This window comes from Dysgonomonas sp. Marseille-Q5470, assembly GCF_951230145.1.
Taxonomy (GTDB): Bacteria; Bacteroidota; Bacteroidia; order Bacteroidales; family Dysgonomonadaceae; genus Dysgonomonas.
This window is the reverse complement of record NZ_CATNVE010000001.1, coordinates 447,776-473,045: the sequence shown is the minus strand read 5'-3', so window position 1 is coordinate 473,045 and position 25,270 is coordinate 447,776. Positions and strand designations below refer to the sequence as shown.

The following is a 25,270-nucleotide window of genomic DNA, read 5'->3' as shown; positions in this document are numbered from 1 at the left end:
TACTCGAAGATGAATACCTGAGGCGAACTGTAAATGTAGAAAAGTTATAATTAATATGGTCTAATCTGTGATACTTTTGCTTTTACATATTCGTAAGTTGTTTTACTGCCCCATATGCCCTCTAGTTCAGAATTGGGACGATATACAGACTCTTTAGCATAGTATTCGGAGCTGTATCTATATATATTTTCTGCGAAAGGTGTTTCTTTGCCAGCATGCACAACATATATTTCTCTTATATTATGAATACGTCCTTCGTTTCCGAAAAGAGCAATAAACAACCATTGAGGGATATTCATATGCTTATATACTCCATTAAAGCTATCATATAAATATTTTTCTTCACTGGCGTACCTATCATCCAATAGTGAGATATAGTTGTACTGCGAAACATCGCCTTTACTATTATACTTATATTCCTCTGTATAATTAATCGTATTTTCTTCAGGAGGGTTAGAAAACCTCACTTTATTATATTTTACGGCTAAGCCCTTGGATAACTCGATAGTTTCTTTGAATTTTCCGTTCAGGGTAATTTCAATAAGATTATTTTTTTCGCTTTTTAGATCATATACTCGAATTTCGGTATGTGTAGAATAGTCATTATCCTTAATCCAGCTTTTTATCACATCTGTTTGTGTAATACCTACTAGATCTGTTGAGCTAAGAGACTTCTCAGATGTAGAATATACAGAATATTCCAATTTTCGGGAGATGCTGTATACTAATACATTTTTATCTGCTTTTTCGTTATTCAATCTACGATAAGTTTCCTTTAGTATATTTACCGGACGGTCAGAATTATCATATTCAAAAGTTGTAATATGCGTATAATCATACTGAGGCTCGGCATCATAAGACTGCTCTGTTTTTATTGTTTTTGGCAATAAACTATTATCACTTTCTATAGGCTCAGAAGTATCACATCCTGCAAAAAATATCAGGAAAAAAGAAGAAAGAAAAAATATCTTTTTCATAATATTGTAATTAAAGTTAATCATCTAATAAGATAGATGAATAACATGCATGATTTGTTGCGTCCTACAAAAATTATGAGCTTATTTCTCTCCTATCGAATCCCAGCCTTGCGCTTTTATTTCTATTTCTGCCCCATCACGGGTTTCAAGAATAAAGCCATTCCCCTCTTTGGTGATATGACCGATCACATGTACTCCCTTTATCTTAGATACTTTGTCGTGCATAAACAGAGGAACAGTAAACAACAATTCATAATCCTCTCCCCCATTCATTGCCACAGTAGTTACATTCATATTGAACTGTTCGGCCATCATGGCTGTCTGATAATCGATAGGTAGTCTTTCTTCGTAGATATGACATCCTACATTACTTTGTTTGCAGATATGTTTCAGCTCGGAAGATAATCCGTCTGAAATATCGATCATCGAAGTCGGCACAATCCCTTCTTCAGCAAGAAACTTCACAATATCTTTCCGGGCTTCAGGTTTCAATTGGCGTTCCAAAAGATACTCTTTTCCCGTAAAATCAGGTTGAAAATCGCTTTTCCCGTCGTATATGGCCTTTTCGCGTTCTAATAATTGAAGCCCCATAAATGCAGCACCCAAATCTCCTGAAACACAAACCAGATCTGTTTCTTTTGCTCCGTTACGATATACGATTTTTCCTTCTTCTCCTTCGCCAAGGCAAGTAATACTGATAGCCAAGCCGGTAAGCGAAGCCGAAGTATCGCCACCAACAAGATCTACGCCATATTCCTGACAGGCAAGGGCAAGACCATCATAAAATAATTCTAAATCTTCAACAGAAAATCGCTTTGAAATACCCAACGATACGGTCACTTGTTTTGGTTGCCCGTTCATTGCATAAATGTCTGAAAAATTGACTATCGCCGATTTATATCCCAAGTGTTTTAGAGGAACATACATCAGATCGAAGTGAATACCTTCGAGCAGCAGATCGGTTGTTACGAGTGTCTTCTTATTTCCATACGACAAAACAGCAGCGTCATCCCCTACCCCTTTTTCTGAACTTGAATTTTTTAGTTCTATATTTTTTGTCAGATGATCTATTAGACCAAATTCTCCTAGACTGGCAATTTCTGTTCTTTTCATTTATCTAAAAATTAATTGAATACAAAAATAGTCATTCTATCCTACAATGGCAGTAAAACAAACCGCCCTTTTTTATATATCAATATTTAAGTCTACATTTGCAGACTTTTACTCCATTTTGATGAAAACAACAACGCAAACAGGAACAGCTTTTGCTATACTTTCGATGTTGGCTGTATGCCATATGTTGAATGATATGCTGCAATCGATCATTTCGGCGGTATATCCCTTACTTAAAGATTCGTTATTGCTCAACTTTACTCAAATAGGGCTTATCACACTCGTCTTTCAGTTATCGTCCTCCATATTCCAGCCTGTAGTGGGGCTTATCACAGATAAACGACCTCAACCCTATTCTTTGCCGATAGGAATGGCATTTTCTATGATTGGAATCCTTTCGCTTTCTTTTGCAGGAAGTTTTATTCATGTGTTGATCGCCGTATTTCTTACGGGACTTGGATCATCCATCTTCCATCCTGAAGCATCCCGCTTGGCCTATATGGCTTCGGGAGGAAAGACAGGATTGGCACAATCTATCTTTCAGGTAGGGGGAAATTTCGGATCATCCGTAGGCCCATTATTAGCCTTATGGATAATTACACCATATGGTCAACAGAATATCAAGTGGCTGTCGCTTATAGCTCTTGTATGTATTGGTATTATGCTTGTTATAAGTAAATGGTATAAGAGCAATCTGTATAGACTGAAACCTACCAAAAAAGATGATAGCTCCATAGAAAAACAGTCTGTATATTCTTCGAGTAAAGTAGCTTTTGCCATCACGATTCTACTCATACTCATATTTTCAAAATATGTATATATGGCGAGCCTGAATAGTTATTACATGTTTTATTTGATCGATAAGTTTGGTGTTTCGGTAAAAGATGCACAACTATTTTTGTTTGCATTCTTATTTGCTGTGGCACTTGGTACAATTATAGGAGGTCCTATAGGAGACCGTATCGGACGAAAATATGTAATTTGGGCATCGATATTGGGTACAGCTCCTTTCGCTCTCATCATGCCTCATGTAGGACTTGTATGGACATGCGTACTGAGCATCTTTATAGGATTTATACTTTCTTCCGCCTTTTCAGCGATTCTGGTATATGCACAAGAACTTGTTCCCGGAAAAGTAGGGTTAATTGGTGGTTTATTTTTCGGACTGGCATTTGGAATAGCCGGCATAGCATCTGCCATACTGGGAAAAATAGCGGACGAAACCAGCATACAGCATGTATATGATATCTGTGCTTATTTGCCACTAATCGGATTGGTAGCAGCATTTTTACCTAATACGAAGAAGGAAAAAGCTTAGTTCAAATATTCTACATCAATGTCCCAATTCCATTGGTTGAAATAGATATTTCCTCCCCGCCATTCTAGTTCACCTCGCTGAAAATCGACAGTTTCGCTTCGAGGATATATTTTTTCAGGGAAAAGAGGCTGTGAATAATCATCATTTACAATCCAACGATATGCGTCGATACCGTTGGCATAGAAATATTTGATATCGTCACTCATTTCTAAGTCTCGTCTACCAAAAGACTGATCGACAGGCACCCAGCCTATACCCTCAAAATAAACCTCTGCCCAGTCATGTAAATTGAGCTCATTGGGATGCATCATAAATCCACTTTGCCATTTTGCCGGAATACCATTATAACGAGCAAGCGTAATGAAAAGTAAGGATACTTGCCCACAATCTCCATGATGGTTTTCAATCACATACTCAGGTATATTGGATATCGTAGAATATTCACGAGCACCTGCCCAAGGATAGTTATCACTAATGAAGTCGAATATCTTCTTAACTTTCAGGTATGGATTCGTTTCATTCCCTATGATCCGATCAGACAATCGTTTTATCTGATCAGTAAAAATTATATGAGCCTCCCTCTCCGCAGTATATTCTTTATACAAATCTGAATTCGTATCATAATCTCTTATACTTTCAGGTTTTATATTGAACCACTCGGCAGCCGAAGCATAAGAAAATTCGAATGAAAAGGTTAACGGCTTATCCTTTTCTGCTATTTTTTGCATATACAATGTCCGCTGAGCATAATCAGATGGGGATATAACATAGTTATTATCATTTACAGAGAGTAACTTTACGTCTGTCTGACGACGACTATCTTCGCGCGGATAAGGCAGCCAACACCGCACCATTTCTCCGGCTGGAACAACATTCGGCTTAAGGGTTACAGTATATTTTACTTTCATTTTCACAGGAGGCATTTGAGTGCTTCCTGTATTTTTCAAACCATCTACAATAGATGGTAAATGTGTTTTCAGTACATTCTGTAATTCATCTTTTTGGTTTCCGTCTACTTCCAATTTGCGTTTTATCGCTTGTTTATTTATTCTGAATAGATTTGGAGTAGCTCTGCTCATATACTTTTTTTCTCCATTGATAATCATCGATTCGAGAGATTTCTCATTTTCCCACTTGGAGAGCATCTTATCATTTACATCAGGATAATATTTTTTAATGAACTCAACAACATCAGATTTGTTTTTCGAAAAATCTATCGCTATCCTATCGAGCACATCTTTCTTAAAATTCAGATTATAAATTTCCTCCGACGATAAACTGTTTTGAGCAATGTACAGGTCTATCATTTTTTTCGATTTATCGAAGTTTCCCTTCGATATTTCAACATTTATCTGATTGATTGTTACTTGCTGCTGCGCATAAGATACAGTGGAAACACAAAAATATAGGATGATAATAGATAGAATGTATGCTTTCATAAGAAATGGATTTGAATAAAACCTATCTATAAAGATAAATAAAAAAGGATACAGAAATTCTGCATCCTTTATATTTCTAATATTTTCAATTTGTTAATTCAGTCTTTTTATAACCTCCTGCATAATATAAGCCATCTTGGGCTGTGCTATTTTAGCGGCTTCCTGCACATCTTCGTGCGTCACCTCTACAATCTTTCCAATGATACCTATATCAGTGATTATAGAAAATGCCAGTACTTTCATTTTTGCGTGATTGGCAACAATTACTTCAGGCACTGTAGACATACCAACGGCATCGCCACCGATAATCTTAAACCAATTATATTCGGCAGGAGTTTCGAATGTAGGGCCTTGTGTACCTATATAAACACCGTGCTGCAACTTAATATTATTTTCTTTGGCAATATTCATAGCCATCAGGCGGAGTTCTTTGTTATACGCTTCGCTCATATCCGGAAAGCGAGTACCAAGCTCTTTGTAATTCTTACCCCTTAATGGATGTTCGGGAAATAAATTTATATGGTCATCGATAAGCATGATATCGCCTATATCGAAGCTTCCATTCATTCCTCCCGCTGCATTTGATACAAACAAGTACTGAATACCCAATGCCTGAAAAACACGAATAGGGAATGTTACCTCCTGCATAGTATAGCCTTCGTAGTAGTGAAATCTTCCTTGCATAGCCAATACGGGCTTTCCGCCAAGCTTTCCAAAAATAAGTTTTCCGCTATGTCCTTCTACTGTAGAAAGTGGAAAATTAGGAATTTTTTCGTATGGTATTTCTTTCTTATCGCTTATTTCGTTTACTAATTCTCCCAAACCTGTGCCCAAAATAATAGCTATATTGGGTACAGTACCCACAACATTTTTTATAAACGATGCTGTTTCGTATATTTTTTCTAGCATATATTCTATTTGTTATTCCTAAAACAGTTTAGTTAAGTTTAAATCTACTGTCTTCTACGTGCTTTAATATTTTATCTTCAAAATCGTCTCCTTTGTCCATAAATGCAACTTCGATAGGAAGATAATACAGATATTTTCTTATTTCTTCATCTATATCTTTCAAAACTAATCGGCTTGCATCTTTTTCTGTAACCAGAATTATTTTTTTCTCTGAACTTATATTTCTAAACTTATCGGAAATATACTTTATGTCCTTTGTCTTAAAATTATAATGATCAGGATATGTTATTGTTTCTATTTTACGGGTATACTCCGATAGTTTTTTTATTATCACTTTAGGCGAAGCTATACCTGTAGCCAATAAAACAGTCTTGTTTCGTAAAAATTCTAACGACCTGCTTTCTCCGCTATTAGGAAATACAGGTTTTAATTCTAAATAATCCAAAGTAGTAAAATAGAGACTTTGATATGGGAAAGGATTCACATCATGCAAAATAATGCGATAATCGATAGGCTGCAAGTCCCGAGGACATTTAGTTACGATTATCATATTTGCATCATCTATCTTTAAAAAAGGTTCTCGCAAACGTCCTGCAGGAAGCAAAGTATCTGCATATATAGGACGATTGAAATCTGACAGGATAATTGTAAAAGAAGGTTTTACATAACGGTGCTGAAAGGCATCATCCAATAAGATTATTTGAGGTGGGTTCTTTAGCGATAAAAGCTTTTTTATACCTCTACGCCTGTCTCCATCCACAGCAACGATAACATCCGGAAATTTGTTTTTTATTTGGAACGATTCGTCCCCAATGTCTTTACTGGTCGTGTTGTCGTCTGCAAGAACAAATCCTTTGGTTCTGCGCTTATATCCCCTGCTTAGCACCCCTACCCTATATTTATCCTTCAACAAACGGATAACATACTCAGTATGCGGAGTTTTTCCCGTACCTCCTACAGTGATATTTCCTATGCAGATAACAGGAATATCAAACTCTTCCTGTTTGAGTATTCCCCAATCGAAAAACTTATTTCTAAAAAATACAATCAGCCCGTACAACCATGAAAATGGTAGCAGCCATTTGTTTATATGCACGGGCTGTTGTTTTATCATTATATAGTTACAATCTTTATCTTATGCTTATGTCATAAGGCATGCGAGCTTGAACAAAATCTTGCTCCTTTATCTCTTTTATAGTCTTGAATAATTCATAATCCTTACCAAGGTATTCTTTCATTGCCTTTGTTGCAAATTCTTCTTTCTGGTTGGATAATAAACTTTCTAAAAAGTCAACTTTTTTAGGATAATCCTGCAAAGAATAATCATCAAGTTTGGCAAGTTTTGCTGCTTCTTGTATCGCAGTATCTATATTTCCAAGAGCATCTACCAATCCTATCTTCAAGGCTTGATTACCTGTCCATACCCTACCCTGAGCAATATGATCCAGCGAATCTTTCGGGATATTACGTCCTTCTGAACAACGAGTTAAAAACAGATCGTAACCATGTTCAATATATTGCTGCAATATTACTTTTTCCTCAGGTCTCATCGGACGGGTAGCATCGCCAAAATCAGCAAATTTATTTGTTTTCACATTATCAAACGATAATCCTACTTTTTTAGTCAATCCTTCGAAATTTGGGAACATACCAAAAATACCAATTGATCCTGTCAATGTATTTGGTTGAGCAATAATTTTAGAGGCATTACATGCAATATAATAGCCTCCCGATGCAGCATAGTCTCCCATAGATACTACCACCGGTTTCTTTGCTTTCAGGTCGGTAATGGCTTTCCATATTTGTTCCGAAGCATAAGCACTTCCTCCGGGCGAATTGACACGGAAAACGACAGCTTTTACTTTATCGTTATCTTTCAGTTTTTCAATTTCCTTCACATATCTCTTATCAGTTATACCGTCTTTACCGGATCCATTGTTTATAGATCCTTCGGCATAAAGTATGGCAATAACATCTTTAGAATTACTTTCTTTTACAAAGGATACGGAAGTCATATCCTTGATAGATGCCATTCTCACGTCTTTCGCTTTTTCTACTTTAAGCAAATCTTTCAGATATTCTTTTACTTCTGTCTCATACATTAACGTATCCACAAGCCCATCACTAACTGAAGCATTGGCTAATTTGAATGTTTGTAAAGAATCTGTCAGTTGGTTTATTTTATCTACTGATATTTTTCTGGAGTCTGATATTTCGGATGTAATAGTAGACCATATATCGTTTATATATGCTGTAACCTGCTCTCTATTTGCATCACTCATTTTATCAAGCATAAAAGGCTCAACCGCAGATTTGAATGTACCTACTTTAAAGATCTGCATCTCGATACCTACTTTATCAAGCAACCCTTTGTAGAAAGTAGGTGAAGATGAAAGTCCATGCAAATCGAGATTACCCTGAGGATTCATTATTACTTTATCTGCTACTGACGATAAGTAATAGCATCCTTGTGAATAAACATCGGCATAAGCAATAATAAATTTTCCACTTTCTTTAAAGTCTGCTAACTGATCGCGTATTTCTTTCAACGAAGCATTAGAAGCAGCAAATGCACCGGCATTAATATAAATTCCCTTTATATTATCATTTTCCTTTGCTTTCTTTATAGATGAAAGAATATCATCCAATCCTATTTCTAAATCCGTATTTTGACCTATCAAGTCTAAAAACGAATTTGGTTCTACTCTTTCAGACAGAGTACCTTCAAGTTTCAATGTCAATACAGTATTATCTTTCAAATTATATTTATCAGATGAGCCGAAAGACATAGCGGCTATTATAAGAATAAATATAAAAATAAAAATACCTATAACGATGGAACAGCCTACTATAGAGGCTAATAAACTCTTAAGAAAACCTTTCATCTTTTACATTATTATATTAATGAATAACAAAATTATATATTTATCTGTGAATATGCTACTTAAATTAGTATTTCTTATCAATTGTTTCTTATTCTTCATTTACATATTTCGATTATCAAAAAAGATTGTTGATAAACTGTTGATAACTGTTAATAGATTTTTAAAACAAAATCAATTATTTTATGAAACTAAACAACATATATGAAATAAGTCGCAGATAACAATTAAAAATCACAGGCTTTTATCATTCTGCTATGAAAGGTTTATCAACAATTATTAATAGATTAAAAAATGAAAAATTATCAACAATCATAGTTATTAACATTGTTTTAATAAAGTTCATAATACGCTTTATATAAATAATTTGTATAATTTTACTCTGTTTAATAACTCACTTTTATAAGTGAATGAACTTTTAATATCGATATTTACAAGTATTCTTCAAAAAAAGAATAAACACAATTAACAGTCTATTACAAACACAATGATTTTTTGTTAAGTTTAAATTAAAAATTAATAATATATATAATGTTTAATAAACTCCTTTTAGTTTTTAAATATATCCTTTTTATAATAGCATGTTGTTTTGTTACCACCTCCAATTGGTGCAATCGGGTAAATAATCAGATCATTTATAATTGATATGAAAAAGAAATTTATTTATACCATTTTTGTTATATCTGTATTACTTAATTTTATATTGATACCATACATAGGATATCGGTTATACAAAGACAGATTGAATAACGATATCTTTAAGCTAAATGCTTATGCATGGGCTAACAGTCAACTGAAAATACCTGAAGTTAATGAAAATAGAGTAGTGTTTATAGGGAATTCTATCACTGAAAATTGGGTACATCTACGATATAAATTCTTTGTTGATAATAATTACGTATGCAGGGGAAAGGGTGGACAAACAAGTTCATTGATGCTTTTACGTTTTAGGCAAGATGTTATAGAATTGCATCCTAAAGTTGTTGTTATAAGTGCAGGTATAAATGATATAGCCGAGAAAACAGGTGAGTACGATCCTGTGTTTACGATGGATAATATAAAATCGATGGCCGAATTAGCTGATATGAATGGCATAAAAGTAATATTAGTTTCTCTTCTGCCATGCAAAGGTCATGGATGGGAACCTATTAAGGATGTACCAGTGAAAATAGATGAACTGAATGAACGTATAAAAATTTATGCTACAGAGAAAGGGTATTACTATTTAGATTTGAATACTCCTATGCGTGATAGTGAAAACGGAATGATAAATACTTATTCGCTTGATGGATTGCATCCTAACGAAGAAGGGTATAAAAAAGTAATGGAACCTTTGGTACAAAAGGCTATTGATAATATTTTGAATAAAAATGATAAAAACAAATGATATGAAAAAAGTAATTTTAATTCTTTCTTTAATATTAAGTACCGGTCTTGCGTATTCGCAATATGGAGGAAGTTATAAATCTGGTTCCGGCTTTGATCCTTCTAAACTTACTTTCGGAGGTAATATGAATTTACAATTCGGGAATTATACAGCTGTGGGTATTTCTCCTCAGGTTGGTTATAATTTTTCTAAATATTTTACTGCCGGGGTAGGATTAGGATATAACTATTTCAGAGAGAAAAATTATGATGTTAAATGGAGCAGGCATTATGTAAGTTTTAATGTTTTTGGACGTTTTTATCCTGTTGATTTTCTTGTCATAAGCCTTCAGCCCGAAGCCAGCCGTGTATGGGAGACTATAGAAAATAGTGGAAATAAATATAAAACTAATAAATTTGTACCGTCTGTTCTTATAGGAGGAGGTTTGCGGTACATGAATATGATAGCCATGATACAATACGATGTAGTACAGGACGAATATTCACCTTATGGTAATAATCTTTTCTATAGTATAGGATATTCATTCAATTTTTGAAATATAAATACTTATTTATCATGAAAAAAGTAATTTTAATTATGTCCTTTTTTTCCTTTTTTGGATTATTCTCTCAAGCACAAGAATTTAATAAACTTATAAATCTCGATAGGTATGCCGAAGCGAATGCTGCATTGCCTGCACCTGCCAAAGGTGAAAAGAGAGTTGTATTTATAGGAAATTCTATTACCGATGGATGGCCTAATGCACACCCTGATTTTTTTAAATCAAACAATTATGTAGGTCGTGGAATAAGTGGACAAACCAGCCCGCAATTGTTGTCCCGTTTTCGTCAGGATGTAATTAATCTTAAGCCGGTTGCAGTATTGATAAATATAGGTACAAATGATGTTGCTCAAAATACAGGTCCATATAATGAAGAATTTACTTTAGGAAATATCATGTCGATGGCCGAGCTGGCTGATGCTAACGGCATAAAAGTGATATTATCATCTGTAACACCTGCGGGCGAATATCCTTGGAGAAAAGAGATAAAAGATGTACCTCAAAAAATAATGTCTCTGAATGCGAAAATAAAAGCTTATGCTAAGGAAAAAGGATTTTCATATATAGATTATTTTTCGGTGATGTGCGACGAAAATAATGCTTTAAAAAGTAATCTAGGTACCGATGGAGTACATCCTAATGAAGAAGGTTATAAGATAATGGAAGCTACAGCTAAAAAGGTAATAGATAAAGTAATAAAATAAGATATTTTTATTCTTAATTATTTGGAGAGTATCCCTGTAAAGGATGCTCTTTTTTCTTTGTATAGAAGTATTTATCGATTATATATGCCTATATGTAGATATTGTTTTAATGATCATTACAATTGTTATAAACTTGGTTTTTAAAAATAAATGAAAACCAAAAATGATTAACTTTTTTGATACTTTATATACATTTATACATATAAAACATAATCCTTTATCCAGATATTTTTTATATCCGTTTCTACGTGTTCCGACCCTCTATTTTGTCAATTTGTTTGTTCCAATATATTTCAGGATAACAGCAAATAAGGATGAATATAAATTGAAAAAATCGGATAAAGCAAGTAATCGTATTATAGTTTCATTGACTTCTTTTCCTCCACGTATAAATAAAGTATGGCTTGTGATAGAATCTATCATGAGACAGGAATTAAAACCTGATAAGATTTTATTATGGTTATCTAAAGAACAGTTTTCCTCGTTATCAGAATTGCCAAAAAACTTACTTCGGTTACAGGACAGAGGACTTGAAATAAGGTTTTGTAATGAAAATCTGAAGGCACATACAAAATATTATTATACTATGCAGGAGTTTCCTGATGATATTATTATAACTGTTGATGATGACATTTTATATAATTCATATATAACACAACATCTTATCGAATTATCTGAAAAATATCCTCAAACTATTTGCTGTTGTCGCGGATGGGAAGTAAAGATTAATGATAGAAATCTGGCAAAGTATAATGAATGGAAAATGATAAATGATGCGAAGTCACCTTCTATTGATATATTCCCTACAGGTGTAGGAGGAGTACTTTATCCTCCTCATTCTTTGCATAAGGATGTCTTTAATATTGATTTATTAAGAGAATTATGTTTTTATGCAGATGATGTTTGGTTGAATGTTATGGCACATCTGAAAGGAACAAAATATGCTAAAACTGAATATTCGTCACACTATCTACCTATTAAATTTAAAAATAGAATCCGACTTAGGGATATAAATGTAACTGAATCTGGGAATGATACCCAGATAAATAATCTTAGGAATTATTATAAGAAGATATTGGATAAAGATCCTTATCATATGTTATTTAGATAATTATTTACGGAGATCTTTACTTCGTAAAATCAAAAAACTGTATGTCATTGATTTTTCACTACCTTTGTACCCTGAAAAAATAATTTATATAAAATAATGGCATTACAATGTGGTATTGTAGGACTTCCTAATGTGGGTAAGTCTACTCTTTTCAACTGTTTATCGAACGCAAAAGCACAATCGGCAAATTTTCCTTTTTGTACAATAGAACCAAATGTAGGAGTAATAACCGTTCCGGACGAAAGATTAAATAAATTAGCGGAATTGGTTAAACCTAATCGTATTTTGCCTACAACAGTAGAAATAGTAGATATAGCCGGGCTCGTTAAAGGAGCTAGCAAAGGGGAGGGGCTTGGTAATAAATTCCTTGCCAATATACGTGAAACAGATGCAATTATTCATGTACTTCGTTGTTTCGATGATGATAATATCACTCATGTGGATGGAAGTATAAATCCTGTGAGAGATAAAGAAATTATAGATATAGAGCTCCAACTGAAAGATTTGGAAACAGTACAATCCCGTATTCAGAAAGTAGAAAAACAAGCGAAAACAGGAGGGGATAAAGAAGCGAAACGTGCTTATGATATCTTGGTTCAGTTCAAAGAAGCGCTTGAGCAAGGTAAGTCGGCCCGTACTGTAAAATTTGATAATAAAGAGGATGAAAAAATAGCGAAAGAGCTTTATCTTCTTACATACAAACCTGTGCTTTATGTATGCAATGTAGATGAAGCCAGTGCTGTTTCGGGAAACAACTATGTAGAGCAAATACGTGAATCTGTAAAGGATGAAGATGCTGAAATTCTTATTGTAGCTGCAAAAATAGAGTCTGAAATAGCTGAATTTGAATCTTACGAAGAGCGTCAAATGTTTCTTGAAGAAATTGGACTTAAAGAATCGGGAGTAGCAAGGCTGATTAAATCGGCGTACAAGCTTCTCGGATTACAAACATATTTTACTGCCGGAGTTCAGGAAGTACGTGCTTGGACATTCACTTCAGGATGGAAAGCTCCTCAGTGTGCAGGTGTTATACATACCGACTTTGAAAAGGGATTTATTCGTGCCGAGGTTATAAAATACAATGATTTTATAACATTGGGTTCAGAAACTGCTGTGAAGGAAGCCGGTAAAATGAATGTAGAAGGAAAAGAATACATCGTTCAGGATGGTGATATAATGCATTTCAGATTTAACGTGTAAATCTGTAGGTATTTAGAATATTTTTATCATTGTTGCTAATATTCATGCTATTATACTACTATATGTGATATAGTGTCATGATTGATATTAGCAACAATTTTATTTTATAATCGCCTCCATATTTCTTTAATTTATAACTTTACAAATTCTCACTAATATTCTTATGATTATTAACTACGATTCTCCGGGTCAGTTGTGTAACAGAATATGGTCTCTTATTCCATCTATAGCTTATGGATTGAAGTACGAAGAGAAAGTATTGGTTATAAATTTCGATGAATATTTACCTGTTTTTTCCAATCTGAACAGAAATAAACTTATACGTTTTAAGTCTAAAAAACTTCTGCAAAGAGTATTCCTTTCACTCAAGGCAAGAGGATATATACAAAACGGAAGATCTAATGTATTCAGAAAATTATTCAATCTTAATTTGATAGAGGGCTGGTCTAATCGTCTTGGAAATAGAGAAATGGTAATAGAGCAGTCGGATAATATACGTCCTTTATTTGATTTCAAAAAAGATGCAGTGATTGCTGTAAACGACTTTCTATCTTCTCAAGAAAAAGCTACCATAGTTGGTGTACATATACGTAGAGGAGATTATAAAGAGTGGCTCGATGGTATATACTATTTCTCTGATGAAGCTTATTATAGAGCAATGAAAGATTTAGAAAAACAGCTTTTAGAGAAAGGAGAGAAGGTTAAATTTTTGATTTGTTCTAATGAAAAGATAAACCTCAATTCTTTTTCAGAATTAGATTGTTTTATCATACCCGAATCATCCTCAGAAAAAGATTTATACGCTTTATCTAAAAGTGATTATATAATAGGTCCTCCAAGTTCATTCTCGCAATGGGCTTCATTTTATGGAGAAGTACCGGTGTATTATATGATGTGTGAAAACCAAGAATTAAAACTTTCCGATTTTTCTAGAATCATATCTTTTAATACCTTTGAAAACGGAAATATTCTTGATATAGACTAAAGTTTAACCTAAATAATTTTACACTATGATTAGTTCTGCTGAGAAAAAAGATTACCCTGTATTAATAGATATTTGGGAGAGTGCGGTAAAGGCTACTCATGATTTTTTATCAGACGAAGATTTTGAATTTTATAAAACTCACATTCCCATCTATTTTCAACATGTTTCTCTATATGTTTATAGAAATAAGAAGGGTATCATAAAAGGATTTCTAGGTATAAGTGATGATAGCATAGAAATGCTTTTTGTAGAGAATGAAAGTAGGGGAGAGGGTATAGGTAAAATATTGATGGACTATGCTGTAAATACACTGAATGCGCGAAAAGTGGATGTAAACGAACAAAATACACAAGCCTTGGATTTTTATTATCATTTAGGTTTTAAAGAAGTAGGCAGAGACGAATATGATGGAGAGGGAAAAGGTTATCCTATATTACATTTAGAGAAAAGCTAATATTTTAAAATACGAATCATTAACATTTATTTTTATGAAAAAACTACTAATTGCCTTAACACTAATTTTAATATGTTCTCACACTGCAAATGCGCAGCTGGGAGGACTAAAAATTAATAAAAAGCATCTTGACGCAGCTACTAAAACAGCAAAGGCATTAACACTTACCGACGAACAAATAGCTACCTATTGCCAGGAATATATTGACTGGATGGATGCTCATAACCTGGTTTGTAAAACAACCGACTCTGATCCCGGAATGAAAGCCGTAGCAGATCGTCTCGAAAAAATAAAAGCAACAATGCCTTCAGATGTAAAACTTGATATTCAGGCTTATTATGTTGTAGATCAGAATGCTTTTGCTTGTGCAAACGGAAGTATCCGTGTATTTGCGGGCTTAATGGAATTGATGACAGATGACGAAATATTGGGAATAATAGGTCATGAAGTAGGTCATATCGTTAATAAGGATTCTAAGGAAGCATTCAAAAAAGCATTGCTTACGTCTGCACTCAAAGATGCAGTAGGTTCTACCGGAGATGTAGCAGCTACACTAACCGATTCTCAGTTGGGTGAACTTGGCGAAGCACTAGCCGGTGCTCAATTTTCACAGAAGGCAGAGTATGCTGCTGACGATTATGGTTATGAATTCTTAAAAAAGAGTGGTAAAGATCCGATGGGAATGGTAACAGCTTTACGCATTATTCAAAAATTGTCTGACGATGCAGGTGTAGATAAAAGCAAGGCTAAACAATTGTTTTCTACTCATCCCGAAAGTGGCAAAAGAGCAGACAAACTTGAAGCCAAATATAAGAAGGAATATAAATAAGAAATTATAGGCTACGATATCTTAAAAACGGGGACATCATCATGTTTCCGTTTTTATTTTATGATGATATATAGCAGGATTCCCAATAAAATTATCTTACTTTGTTCAGTTTTTATTATTAGCTAATAGTATTAATAAAATAAAATGGCAAAAAGTAAAATAACAACCGTACTGTTTGGTTTAGATGGTGTTGTCGTAGACACAGAGCGCGCTTATGATGAGTTTTGGAGTAAGATAGCACAAGAGAATGAGTTGAAAATTAATAACTTTTCGGACGTAATAAAGGGAATGACATTGAGTTCTATCATTGAACTTTATTTTACGATTTCAACTCTCGAAGAAAAACAAGCTATAAGAGATGCATGTTCGAAGATGGAACAAGCCATCGATTATAAAAAAACGGTTATTCCTGGCGTTCTTGATTTTATCAAATACCTTAAAGATGAAGGTTATAAAATAGGGCTTGTTACCAGTTCTCCTTCTAGCAAAGTAAAGGTTGTATTAGACCAGTTATCTTTAGGCGATACTTTCGATACAATAATTACATCTGATAGTATAAAGAAAGGAAAGCCCGACCCGATGGGATATGTATTGGCTAAGACAAATCTTGGAGTACAATCGGGAGAGTGCATCGTATTCGAAGATGCATTTACCGGTATCAAAGCTGCTACTTATGCATTTATGCGTGTAATAGGTGTATCTACAACCTTATCTGTCGATTTCCTGAAAGACTATACATACGGTGTGATAGCTGATTTTACTGATACAGAAAAGCTAAAAAGTTTGATGGCTTAAATAGTCTATAAAAATATAATAAAGAAGAGAGAGCATCTGAATGATGCTCTCTTTTTGTTAGTTTTCAATAAATAGCAAGTTTGGAAAAGTAACTATATTGCACTATATATAATTTTGTAACAGAAAGTTATAAGTATGAAGCAGAAAATATCAACCAGAGAAGATTATGCGAAACGTATTAATATCATTATCGAATACATAGGCAATCATTTGAATGATGAAATGGATTTGAAAGAATTAGCAGATATATCAAATTTTTCGGAATTTCATTTTCATCGTATTTTTAAAGCTATAATTGGAGAATCTGTAGGGACATTTGTTGTAAGAATGCGCATCGAGACTGCAGCTCGTTTATTAAGATATTCCAATCTTTCGGTACAAGATATTGCATATAATGTAGGATATAATACCCCTTCTTCTCTTACAAAAGTTTTTCGCCAGTACTATAATATTTCACCATCAGATTATAGAAATAACAAAAGTTATAAAATTATGAAACCATTGCAAGTATCTTCTGATATAAAACTGAAAAATCCAAAAGTAGTAGAGCTCGACTCCAAAAAAGCTATATATGTGCGTCTTCAGGGTGATTATCGTACTCTTGATTACGGAAGTGCATATAGTAAACTATGGTCTTTTGTAAAAGAAAATAAACTGTTTACCGCAGGCATCGAACATCTTACTATGTCTCATGACGACCCTCATGTAACAGATTCGGATAAGCTCATAACAGACGTTTGTCTTGTAATCCATAAGGAAGTGTCACCAAAGGGAGAAATAGGCGTAAAAAACGTTTTAGGGGGTAAATTTTTAGTGTTTACTTATATTGGACCTTATAATAATTTGTCCTCTGTGTTTGACACTATATTTAGATGGGTTCCTGATAATGGATATGAATTACGGATCGATCAGGGGTTTGAGAAATATTTAAATAATCCGGATCGTACAACTCCGGATAAATTGAAAACGGAGATTTATATCCCTATCCAATAAGTAAAAGAGCAACTTCCTTAAAGTTGCTCTTTTATTAATATACTCTTTTTATAATATAATCTACTGTGGCTTCGAGTGCTTCACGCACATCTGAATCAGGAATAGTTTCTATAATTTTTTCGGCTTGTTCCTTAAATTCTTCTATTTTCCTGTATGCATAATCTATTCCTCCATGCTCTTTGGCATAGTTGATCAGATGCTGAATATTTTCGTCTGTATAGTTATAAGAATATACGATAGATAGTATTTCCTTTTTTTCTTCTTCCGAAGCATTTTTAATAGCATACAGAAGAGGTAAAGTTATTTTCCCTTCACGTATATCATTTCCTGTTGGCTTGCCAATAGCATCGGTAAAATAATCGAAAATATCATCGCGTAATTGAAAACACAATCCAAATAATTCTCCCAAACGGGTAAATTTTTCTATTTCTTCTTCCGAAGCACTTACAGATATTGCCCCTATACGCATACATACCGACATCAGAGAGGCAGTTTTTTTCTTTATTACCTGAAAATACTCATCTTCGTCAATAATCAATTCTTTTACCAGCGAAAGCTGATTAAGTTCTCCTTCGGCCAAGTCGCGCCCTAAGTCAGATATATTGGATATGATTTCTATATTGCCTGTCAACACGCTCTTTATAAGAGCAGTAGATAAAAAGTAATCACCTGCCAGAACTGCCATTTTATTATCATAAATAGCGTTCAACGAAGCTTTTCCCCTTCTTATTTTCGATTCGTCTACAACATCATCGTGTATAAGCGAAGCTGTATGCAAAAGTTCTACAGTGATAGCAGCGTTGTAAGTAATATTATTGATCTCGCCACAGGCTTTAGCAGCCAGAAGTAGTAAAATGGGACGGATTCTTTTACCATCCGATTTCATAATGTGATCTATAATTTCCTGAATCCTTACATTATTGCAAAAAACAGAATCTTTGTAATAAGTATTGAATATTTTTAATTCTTCCGCTACAGGTTTAGCTATTAAAAGCTTTTTATCCATATCTTGTTTTGTTGAGTTGCAAATTTAAGAATATTTCGGCTTTAAGCATTATATATGGGTAACTTTACATACATATAAGGAATTTTTTAAAGAATAATTGCATTTTAATGTTTTTGAATTCTTTTTTAATACTTAGTATCCTCAAATAGTTCTTGATATTTGGTTCTATTACTCTGTTTTTTTACTTTTTTGTAAAGAAGAATATCAATAAGTAAAGCTGTTTATTTTTTCTTTCCCCCTCGGTTACGGATAGAGGGTCTTACGGTGAAGATTGATTATCTATTTTAATTTGTCTCTTTTGTAGTTCATCAGTTTTTCCTTAACTTTCCACTGTTTTATAATATAAATATATTCCCCAATGAAATTATTCCTATTAGACGCGTATGCGCTCATATACCGTTCTTACTATGCATTTATAAAGAATCCGAGGGTTAACTCTAAGGGTCAGAACACATCTGCTGTGTTTGGTTTTGTAAATACATTAGAGGAACTTCTTCGCAAAGAAAACCCGACACATATTGCCGTCGCATTCGATCCTCCGGGAGGAACGTTCCGTCATGATGCTTATGAGAAATACAAAGCGCAGCGTCAGGAGACTCCTGAAGATATAAAGGCGGCCGTTCCTATTATCAAGGAGATTATTGCAGCTTACAACATCAAAGAGTTGGAAGTTCCTTATTATGAGGCTGACGATGTAATTGGTACTATTGCGAAGAAAGCAGAAAAGGAGAATATAGATGTTTATATGATGACTCCCGACAAGGATTATGGTCAGCTTACATCCGATCATATATTCATGTACAAACCAAAGTTTGCAGGATCGGGATTTGATGTATTAGATGCTAAAGCCATCATGGAGAAATATGAGCTATCTTCTCCCGACCAGATGATCGATTTACTGGGTCTTATGGGTGATGCTTCAGATAATATACCGGGATGCCCGGGAGTAGGCCCTAAAACTGCTCAGAAACTGTTAGAGGAATACGGAACTATCGAAAACCTTCTTGAACATACATCGGAGATTAAAGGAGCATTAAAACAACGACTGGAAGATAATAAAGAGCAAATTATATTCTCAAAATTTCTGGCTACTATAAAGACCGATGTACCTGTCGATTTCAACAAAGATGAATTTGCTCGTAGAGAAATAAACGCTGAAAAAATAAGTGCTCTTTTTGAAGAGCTAGAATTCAGAACGCTTATCAGCAGGGTTCTCAAGACTGATGGTATCCCATCAAACCCTGTGAGAAATACTACAACGCATGAAGCTATACAGGGCGATTTATTTGCCGAATTATTGCCGCCTGTAGACTCTTCTTCAGATAATACAACCGTTAACTATTCCGCGTTACAGGAGCTGAAAGATATACCTCACTCTTATCATCTTGTGGAGGAAGAGAAAGAGATTTTGGAACTGATAAGTACTCTTTCTAATCAGGAATCTTGCTGTTTCGATACCGAGACTACAGGTCTCGACCCTATAGTGAGCGAACTGGTAGGGATGTCCTTTGCCTTCAAAGAGGGAGAAGCTTATTACGTTCCCGTTTCTGCCGACTTTGACCAAGCGAAGAAACTGATAGATAAATTCCGTCCGTTTTTTGAAAATGAGAAGATACTGAAAATAGGACAGAATATAAAATACGATATTATTGTTCTCAAAAAATATGATATTCATGTACGAGGCAAATTGTTTGATACAATGATTGCTCATTACCTTATCAATCCTGAGTTGAGACACAATATGGATTATATGGCAGAAACATATCTGAAATATAGAACAATACATATTGATGAGCTGATAGGTGCTAAGGGTAAAAATCAGCTGAATATGCGTTCTCTGCGTCCTGATCAGATTAGTGATTATGCATGTGAGGATGCAGATGTTACATTGAAACTGAAAAGCATACTCGAAAAGGCGATTGAGAAACAGGATTTAAGTAAATTATTCTACGAAATAGAGTTACCTCTTATTTATGTTCTTGCAGACATGGAATTTATAGGAGTAAGACTGGATACGGTTGCTTTAGGAGAGTATTCAAAGACTCTTACCATCGAATTGCAGAACATCGAATTGGAGATATATAAGCTTGGAGAAACAGAATTTAATATAAATTCGGCTAAGCAGGTAGGAGAGGTGCTTTTCGACAAATTAAAGATTGTAGATAAGCCCAAAAAGACTAAAACAGGACAGTATGTAACCAGTGAAGAGACATTGGAAAGCATTAAAGATACGCATCCGATTGTAAATAAAATATTAGAATACAGAGGTCTTAAAAAACTTCTGAGTACTTATATTGATGCACTTCCGCTGCTTGTTGACCCCAAAGACGGGAAGATACACACATCTTTTAATCAGACAGTAACAGCTACCGGAAGACTAAGTTCTACGAATCCCAATCTTCAGAATATTCCTATACGCGATGCACAAGGAAGAGAGATTCGGAAATCATTTATTGCCGATGAGGGATGCTTGTTTTTCTCTGCCGACTACTCTCAGATCGAGCTTCGTATTATGGCACATCTTAGCCAAGACCCGTCGATGGTAGAAGCCTTCAATAGCGGGGAAGACATACATGCTGCTACAGCCGCTAAGATTTATAAACTAAAGATAGATGAAGTGACAAGTGATATGCGTCGAAAGGCAAAAACAGCCAACTTTGGTATCATATACGGTATTTCTGTTTTTGGACTGGCCGAACGACTTACCATTCCAAGGGGAGAAGCCAAAGAGCTTATTGACGGTTATTTCGAGACTTATCCGAAGGTGAAAGAATATATGGATAAATGCATAACTGATGCACGCGAGAAGACCTATGTAGAAACTGTTTTTGGACGAAAAAGATACCTGCCAGATATCAACTCACGCAACGCAACTGTACGTGGTTATGCCGAGCGAAATGCCATAAATGCTCCTATACAAGGGAGTGCGGCTGACATTATAAAAGTGGCGATGAATAATATTTTTAAACGCTTCGAAAAAGAGAATATCAAATCGAAGATGATTCTTCAGGTACATGATGAGTTGAATTTTAATGTTCTTGAAAATGAACTTGATAAAGTTCAGAAGATAGTAATTGAAGAAATGGAAAATGCATATAAACTGGCTGTTCCACTAAGAGCCGATTGCGGAAAGGGAAAGAACTGGCTGGAAGCGCATTAAAGTATTATATGGTTTTAATAATAAAGAGGTTCTTGGTTTTTTACTCACAATGACAATTTAGATGTATAAAATAGTGAAATAAATCTTTCTGATTATCTTTACCCAAATTTACTTGGTTTATGAATGATCTTTTAGAAAAAATAATGCAAAGCAAAAGGTATCAGTTTTTGGTATTTTTTGCTTTGTTGGTTTTTCTGTCTTTGTTGATGATGTATTTTTATCAGCCCTTATGTCCGGGGCAGGATTTCTTTTTTCACTACAGGAGGCTACAGGCATTGATGGATGGTCTGAAAGATAGTCCGTGGCTCATCTATCTCGATTATAGTGCCATCGATGGTTATGGCTATCTTACAAAGGCTTTCTATCCCGACTTTATACTTATACCTTTTGCTTTGATTGGTAATCTTACCGATGCTGCGTTTGCATATCAGTTTATGATATTTACCATGACTATTTTGTGTGGTGTATTCACTTACATAACAGTCAATACCATTTATAAAAGTTCGTATGCTGCTGTAATAGCAGCACTGTTATATACATTTGCTGCTTATCGGTTGCTTGATATATATCACAGGGCTGCAATAGGAGAGGCCTTGTCTTTTACTTTTGTACCTATTGTCTTTTTGGGATTGTACCATATTATCAAGGGTGATTATAAGAAATGGTACGTTTTGGCTATAGGTTTTAGCCTGATGATATTTACGCACCTTATATCATCGGTTCTGATGTTTGTGACTATACTTATCTTTTTAGGGATTTACTATAAATCATTGCTAAGAGAGCCTAAACGTATAAAATATCTTGTTTTTGCAGGTGTTGCAACTTTGATTGTAACCGCTTACTATATTTTCCCGATGATGGAGCAAATGCTTTCCAATACGTTTTATTATGAGAGCAGGGGATTGATGTCTAAAGCTCAGGATTCTGCACTCGGACTGCATTGGATTATCTGGGGAATGTTTGTCGGGATTATTATTCCGGAGCAAGCTCTTATTCCCGGTGTAGGTCTCTTGCTTACATTTGGTATCATTTTGCGGTTGTTTGTATATGAAAAATCGAAAGAATTAAGGAGCCTTGATATCGCCGTTATTGTAGGTTTTATCTATATTATCGCTTGTCTGCCGATATTTCCCTGGTCGGTATTTCCGTTCAGCTTGTTGAACTTTATTCAGCTGCCATGGCGTTTGCTTGAATTTTCGTGTTTCTTTTTTGCAGTGGCAGGGGGATATTATTTATCACGAATTTTAAAGACGAATAAGCGATTTTTGGCTGGGGGGATAATGATTGTTGCCGGAATAGCTTTGGTGCTTGTAAACGATGCGCAATCATACAAAAACTATCGTTGTGGGCGACCTGTTACTCAGAGTGCAGATATTTCGAATGATTATCATTTAGGAGGACTGGAATATATTCCCGATAGAATACCTTCTGTAGAATATCTTCATCAGAGAGGGGACAGTGTGAAATCAAATTATGGAGGGATGCAGATATCTGACTTTAAACGGTCAGGAAGAGTAACGGCTTTTAACCTGAATGCAACCAATGGTGAAGCTCTGGAATTGCCTTTGATTTACTATAAAGGTTATACCGCCCGTCTTGAAGGGAAGGCTATTCCTGTTTCGGAAAGTTATAATGGATTGGTTCAATTGACTGGTAATCAATCGGGTATGGTAGAAGTATATTATGGGGGAACTATTATACAGAGAATAAGCCTGTGTATAACTGTTTTGAGCATATTGAGCTTGTGTCTTTTTATATTTTTACAGAAAAGAAGAGAAAATGAAGCTAGATAGCCTTATAGCAGATAAGAAATATCATTTTTGGATTTTCTTCTCTGTTTTATTATTTCTTTCTGTTTTCTGTTCTTTTGTATACGGAACTCAGTTTTTGGGTGGCGATGACTATTACTTTCACAATGCTCGTTTCGAGGCCTTAATGCAAGGGTTGAAAGATGGAACATTTCCTTCCTATATAGACTATCAGGGGCTTTATGGCTATGGCTACCTTGTAAAAACATTTTATTCCGATTTTATTCTCATTCCATACGCTCTATTAGCTAATTTGACGAGTAAGGATTTTGCCTATTGGTTCCTTTATTTTTCTATGACAATGATGTGCGGAACTTTTATGTACATTTTTGTTCATAGAGTTTATAAGAGTGTGTATGTGGCATCTGTGAGTTCGATACTGTATACTTTTTGTTTATACCGTTTGCTCGATTTATATTATAGAGGAGCATGGGGCGAAGCCTTTTCATTTACTTTTCTGCCGATTGTTTTTCTAGGACTTTTTTATATCATTAAGGGTGATTATCGGAAGTGGTACGTTATTGCCATTGGATTTTCTCTGATGATTTTTACGCATGTCCTTTCCACTTTGCTGTTGTTTATTACAATAAGTATCATGCTGGTTGTTTATTATAGAGATATGATAAAAGAGCCCAAACGTATATACTATTTGATTTTGGCAGGCGTGGTTACAATCGTTTTGACGAGCTATTATTTGTTTCCGTTTTTTGAACAGCTCTTATCCGATACGTTTTACTTTCAGAAGTTTAAATACTCGCCTTACACTACTGCACAGAGCAGGCTCGATTGGTTGACCATCTTGAGAGGTTCAGTTGAAGGCTTTACGCTCGGTCAGAAATCTACAGGGATAGGGTTGTTGCTCCTTGCTCCGTTATGCTTGCGCTTTTTTGTGAGAGGAAATAAGGAACAAAATAAATATATAAGAAGTATCGATATAGGGGTTCTTATCGGGTTGTTTTATATTGTTCTCACATCCACTTTAACACCCTGGACACGCTTCCCTTTGTCTTATCTGAGTCTGATACAGTTCCCGTGGAGGCTATACGAGTTTGTTGTTTTCTTCTTTTCTGTGGCAGGAGCTTATTACATATACTTGCTGTGTAAAAAAAAGAATATTCAGCTTGTGGCGTTTTTATTATTGGTCGTTTTAACTTCAGTTGTTATTGTAATTGATGCTTCAACGTATAGAGAAATAAAGGTAGAGGCTCGTTTATCCGATAAAGATTATTTGAACGAAACCACTCATTATACAATGGCGGGAATGGAATATTATCCTTCAAGAATGCCCTATCCTGATCCATTTATCCTACAACGTGGAGATAGCGTGACGTCTCAGCTAAAGGAAACAGAAGTATATAACTTTGAAAGATTTGACTATATTACCCGGTTTGATATAAAAACCAATGTAAAAGACAGTATCGAATTGCCTCTCATTTATTATAAAGGATATGCTGCGTCCCTCGACGGAGTAAGTATTCCTGTTACAGAGAGTAGCCAAGGTCTTGTGCAGATCCCTATCGATCGATCGGGTAGGGTAGAGGCTTATTATAAAGGAACTTTGGTACAAAAACTAAGTTTTTATATTACTATTCTAAGTATATTTGTGCTGTGTTCATATATTTTTCTTCAAAGAAGAAAGGACAAACATTTTAAATAATA

21 protein-coding genes are annotated in these 25,270 nt (G+C 34.7%); 14 read left to right on the top strand and 7 right to left on the bottom strand.

Going from position 1 to position 25,270, the window contains the following annotated elements:
- Nucleotides 1-50: 50 nt before the first annotated feature.
- Nucleotides 51-977: a hypothetical protein gene (locus tag QOX35_RS02105; RefSeq protein WP_283685589.1), complete on the bottom strand. Its 927-nt coding sequence runs from the start codon at nt 975-977 to the stop codon at nt 51-53.
- Nucleotides 978-1,058: 81 nt separating this feature from the next.
- On the bottom strand, nt 1,059-2,090 hold the full coding sequence (thiL, locus tag QOX35_RS02100; protein WP_283685588.1) for a thiamine-phosphate kinase: 1,032 nt from the start codon (nt 2,088-2,090) through the stop codon (nt 1,059-1,061).
- Between the two features lie 121 nt (nt 2,091-2,211).
- Between thiL and QOX35_RS02095 the strand changes: the two genes are divergently transcribed.
- The gene (locus tag QOX35_RS02095) at nt 2,212-3,408 is read left to right on the top strand and encodes an MFS transporter (protein WP_283685587.1); all 1,197 of its coding nucleotides are present in this window, start codon (nt 2,212-2,214) and stop codon (nt 3,406-3,408) included.
- Here QOX35_RS02095 and QOX35_RS02090 read toward each other — a convergent pair.
- The 4 genes from QOX35_RS02090 to sppA all read right to left on the bottom strand — a co-directional run bounded on the left by QOX35_RS02090 (nt 3,405) and on the right by sppA (nt 8,641).
- Nucleotides 3,405-4,847, bottom strand: coding sequence for a transglutaminase-like domain-containing protein (locus QOX35_RS02090; RefSeq protein WP_283685586.1), 1,443 nt, complete (start codon nt 4,845-4,847; stop codon nt 3,405-3,407). The two genes, QOX35_RS02095 and QOX35_RS02090, sit on opposite strands and share 4 nt — an antisense overlap.
- A gap of 93 nt (nt 4,848-4,940) precedes the next feature.
- A complete protein-coding gene (locus QOX35_RS02085) occupies nt 4,941-5,756 on the bottom strand; it encodes a purine-nucleoside phosphorylase (protein WP_283685585.1) in 816 nt (271 codons plus the stop codon).
- A gap of 28 nt (nt 5,757-5,784) precedes the next feature.
- A complete protein-coding gene (gene lpxK, locus QOX35_RS02080) occupies nt 5,785-6,870 on the bottom strand; it encodes a tetraacyldisaccharide 4'-kinase (protein WP_283685584.1) in 1,086 nt (361 codons plus the stop codon).
- 16 nt (nt 6,871-6,886) lie between these two features.
- The gene (gene sppA, locus QOX35_RS02075) at nt 6,887-8,641 is read right to left on the bottom strand and encodes a signal peptide peptidase SppA (protein ID WP_283685583.1); all 1,755 of its coding nucleotides are present in this window, start codon (nt 8,639-8,641) and stop codon (nt 6,887-6,889) included.
- A gap of 643 nt (nt 8,642-9,284) precedes the next feature.
- On the opposite strand from sppA, the gene QOX35_RS02070 reads away from it, so the two are divergent.
- The 10 genes from QOX35_RS02070 to QOX35_RS02025 all read left to right on the top strand — a co-directional run bounded on the left by QOX35_RS02070 (nt 9,285) and on the right by QOX35_RS02025 (nt 17,637).
- Nucleotides 9,285-10,025 (top strand): GDSL-type esterase/lipase family protein, encoded by a 741-nt coding sequence (locus QOX35_RS02070; RefSeq protein ID WP_283685582.1) that lies wholly within the window; start codon nt 9,285-9,287, stop codon nt 10,023-10,025.
- A 1-nt stretch (nt 10,026) separates the two neighbouring features.
- Nucleotides 10,027-10,560, top strand: coding sequence for a hypothetical protein (locus QOX35_RS02065; RefSeq protein ID WP_283685581.1), 534 nt, complete (start codon nt 10,027-10,029; stop codon nt 10,558-10,560).
- Nucleotides 10,561-10,580: 20 nt separating this feature from the next.
- A complete protein-coding gene (locus QOX35_RS02060; RefSeq protein WP_006841594.1) occupies nt 10,581-11,270 on the top strand; it encodes an SGNH/GDSL hydrolase family protein in 690 nt (229 codons plus the stop codon).
- Between the two features lie 325 nt (nt 11,271-11,595).
- Nucleotides 11,596-12,381: a hypothetical protein gene (locus QOX35_RS02055; RefSeq protein ID WP_283685580.1), complete on the top strand. Its 786-nt coding sequence runs from the start codon at nt 11,596-11,598 to the stop codon at nt 12,379-12,381.
- Nucleotides 12,382-12,477: 96 nt separating this feature from the next.
- The gene (ychF, locus tag QOX35_RS02050) at nt 12,478-13,581 is read left to right on the top strand and encodes a redox-regulated ATPase YchF (protein ID WP_283685579.1); all 1,104 of its coding nucleotides are present in this window, start codon (nt 12,478-12,480) and stop codon (nt 13,579-13,581) included.
- A 163-nt stretch (nt 13,582-13,744) separates the two neighbouring features.
- Nucleotides 13,745-14,566: an alpha-1,2-fucosyltransferase gene (locus QOX35_RS02045; protein ID WP_283685578.1), complete on the top strand. Its 822-nt coding sequence runs from the start codon at nt 13,745-13,747 to the stop codon at nt 14,564-14,566.
- Nucleotides 14,567-14,591: 25 nt separating this feature from the next.
- The gene (locus QOX35_RS02040; RefSeq protein ID WP_283685577.1) at nt 14,592-15,020 is read left to right on the top strand and encodes a GNAT family N-acetyltransferase; all 429 of its coding nucleotides are present in this window, start codon (nt 14,592-14,594) and stop codon (nt 15,018-15,020) included.
- Nucleotides 15,021-15,054: 34 nt separating this feature from the next.
- Complete coding sequence (locus QOX35_RS02035) at nt 15,055-15,849, top strand: M48 family metalloprotease (RefSeq protein WP_283685576.1); 795 nt, start codon at nt 15,055-15,057, stop codon at nt 15,847-15,849.
- A 144-nt stretch (nt 15,850-15,993) separates the two neighbouring features.
- Nucleotides 15,994-16,644, top strand: a complete 651-nt coding sequence (locus QOX35_RS02030; RefSeq protein WP_135105339.1) for an HAD family hydrolase — start codon at nt 15,994-15,996, stop codon at nt 16,642-16,644.
- 135 nt (nt 16,645-16,779) lie between these two features.
- The gene (locus tag QOX35_RS02025) at nt 16,780-17,637 is read left to right on the top strand and encodes an AraC family transcriptional regulator (protein ID WP_283685575.1); all 858 of its coding nucleotides are present in this window, start codon (nt 16,780-16,782) and stop codon (nt 17,635-17,637) included.
- Nucleotides 17,638-17,671: 34 nt separating this feature from the next.
- Here the strand turns inward: QOX35_RS02025 and QOX35_RS02020 are convergent, their stop codons facing one another.
- Nucleotides 17,672-18,643 (bottom strand): polyprenyl synthetase family protein, encoded by a 972-nt coding sequence (locus QOX35_RS02020; RefSeq protein WP_135105341.1) that lies wholly within the window; start codon nt 18,641-18,643, stop codon nt 17,672-17,674.
- Between the two features lie 358 nt (nt 18,644-19,001).
- Between QOX35_RS02020 and polA the strand changes: the two genes are divergently transcribed.
- The 3 genes from polA (at nt 19,002) to QOX35_RS02005 (ending at nt 25,268) form a co-directional block, all read left to right on the top strand.
- The gene (gene polA / locus QOX35_RS02015; protein ID WP_283685574.1) at nt 19,002-21,803 is read left to right on the top strand and encodes a DNA polymerase I; all 2,802 of its coding nucleotides are present in this window, start codon (nt 19,002-19,004) and stop codon (nt 21,801-21,803) included.
- A gap of 119 nt (nt 21,804-21,922) precedes the next feature.
- Nucleotides 21,923-23,596: a putative glycosyltransferase family protein gene (locus QOX35_RS02010; protein ID WP_283685573.1), complete on the top strand. Its 1,674-nt coding sequence runs from the start codon at nt 21,923-21,925 to the stop codon at nt 23,594-23,596.
- Entirely contained in the window at nt 23,583-25,268 is a 1,686-nt protein-coding gene (locus QOX35_RS02005; protein WP_283685572.1) for a putative glycosyltransferase family protein, read from the top strand. The genes QOX35_RS02010 and QOX35_RS02005 overlap by 14 nt, the downstream gene beginning before the upstream one ends.
- Nucleotides 25,269-25,270: the final 2 nt, after the last annotated feature.

Excerpts from the sequence above, each read along its gene's own strand:
- QOX35_RS02095 (WP_283685587.1), top strand. The coding sequence starts at position 2,212 with ATGAAAACAACAACGCAAACAGGAACAGCTTTTGCTATACTTTCGATG.
- QOX35_RS02010 (WP_283685573.1), top strand. The coding sequence starts at position 21,923 with ATGAATGATCTTTTAGAAAAAATAATGCAAAGCAAAAGGTATCAGTTT.
- QOX35_RS02035 (WP_283685576.1), top strand. The coding sequence starts at position 15,055 with ATGAAAAAACTACTAATTGCCTTAACACTAATTTTAATATGTTCTCAC.
- QOX35_RS02025 (WP_283685575.1), top strand. The coding sequence starts at position 16,780 with ATGAAGCAGAAAATATCAACCAGAGAAGATTATGCGAAACGTATTAAT.
- QOX35_RS02030 (WP_135105339.1), top strand. The coding sequence starts at position 15,994 with ATGGCAAAAAGTAAAATAACAACCGTACTGTTTGGTTTAGATGGTGTT.
- QOX35_RS02005 (WP_283685572.1), top strand. The coding sequence starts at position 23,583 with ATGAAGCTAGATAGCCTTATAGCAGATAAGAAATATCATTTTTGGATT.
- QOX35_RS02060 (WP_006841594.1), top strand. The coding sequence starts at position 10,581 with ATGAAAAAAGTAATTTTAATTATGTCCTTTTTTTCCTTTTTTGGATTA.
- lpxK (WP_283685584.1), bottom strand. The coding sequence starts at position 6,870 with ATGATAAAACAACAGCCCGTGCATATAAACAAATGGCTGCTACCATTT.
- QOX35_RS02105 (WP_283685589.1), bottom strand. The coding sequence starts at position 977 with ATGAAAAAGATATTTTTTCTTTCTTCTTTTTTCCTGATATTTTTTGCA.
- QOX35_RS02045 (WP_283685578.1), top strand. The coding sequence starts at position 13,745 with ATGATTATTAACTACGATTCTCCGGGTCAGTTGTGTAACAGAATATGG.
- thiL (WP_283685588.1), bottom strand. The coding sequence starts at position 2,090 with ATGAAAAGAACAGAAATTGCCAGTCTAGGAGAATTTGGTCTAATAGAT.
- QOX35_RS02090 (WP_283685586.1), bottom strand. The coding sequence starts at position 4,847 with ATGAAAGCATACATTCTATCTATTATCATCCTATATTTTTGTGTTTCC.
- sppA (WP_283685583.1), bottom strand. The coding sequence starts at position 8,641 with ATGAAAGGTTTTCTTAAGAGTTTATTAGCCTCTATAGTAGGCTGTTCC.
- QOX35_RS02020 (WP_135105341.1), bottom strand. The coding sequence starts at position 18,643 with ATGGATAAAAAGCTTTTAATAGCTAAACCTGTAGCGGAAGAATTAAAA.
- QOX35_RS02070 (WP_283685582.1), top strand. The coding sequence starts at position 9,285 with ATGAAAAAGAAATTTATTTATACCATTTTTGTTATATCTGTATTACTT.
- QOX35_RS02065 (WP_283685581.1), top strand. The coding sequence starts at position 10,027 with ATGAAAAAAGTAATTTTAATTCTTTCTTTAATATTAAGTACCGGTCTT.
- QOX35_RS02085 (WP_283685585.1), bottom strand. The coding sequence starts at position 5,756 with ATGCTAGAAAAAATATACGAAACAGCATCGTTTATAAAAAATGTTGTG.
- polA (WP_283685574.1), top strand. The coding sequence starts at position 19,002 with ATGAAATTATTCCTATTAGACGCGTATGCGCTCATATACCGTTCTTAC.
- QOX35_RS02040 (WP_283685577.1), top strand. The coding sequence starts at position 14,592 with ATGATTAGTTCTGCTGAGAAAAAAGATTACCCTGTATTAATAGATATT.
- ychF (WP_283685579.1), top strand. The coding sequence starts at position 12,478 with ATGGCATTACAATGTGGTATTGTAGGACTTCCTAATGTGGGTAAGTCT.